The 434-nt window shown below is 74.9% G+C and carries 1 protein-coding gene; it reads right to left on the minus strand.

The genetic code is table 11. The annotated features are described in order from the left end of the window. Positions 1-22 precede the first annotated feature (22 nt). Positions 23-434 (minus strand): isochorismatase family cysteine hydrolase (locus G3I78_RS48705; protein ID WP_164437068.1); only part of this gene is annotated, 412 nt, incomplete at its 5' end.

Consider the following 434-nt stretch of genomic DNA (forward strand, 5'->3'; position numbering starts at 1 on the left):
GTCCGCCTGTCGGGTCATGCCCCTATCGTGGCGCACCGAGGGGCGATGTGCCCGGTCTCTCGCGTTTCGTCCCTCTCGTGTCGCGCGCCCCGACGGACCCGGCCACCGCCGCGACGACGGCCGACGACGGGCGCAGCACGACACCCAGGCCCGCGACCTGGGCGAGGCCCTCCTCGGTCGTGCCCGAGACCGCATCGGGCACGACGACAGCGCGCAGGTCGCGCTCGCTCGCGTCGGTGAGCGTCGCGCGCGGACAGTTCGGGAAGTTGCATCCCGCCACGACGACCGTGTCCACGCCGCGCTCGCGCAGCAGGTCCTCGAGCGGGGTGCGGTGGAACGCGCTCCACCGGGGCTTCCACACGACGACCTCGTCGGGGCCCAGGACCTTCGGCCGCCCCGCCAGCAGCACGTCGGGGTCGAGCGACCGCGCACCC

The sequence above is a fragment of the Streptomyces sp. SID13726 genome, from assembly GCF_010548375.1.
Lineage (GTDB): Bacteria > Actinomycetota > Actinomycetes > Streptomycetales > Streptomycetaceae > Streptomyces.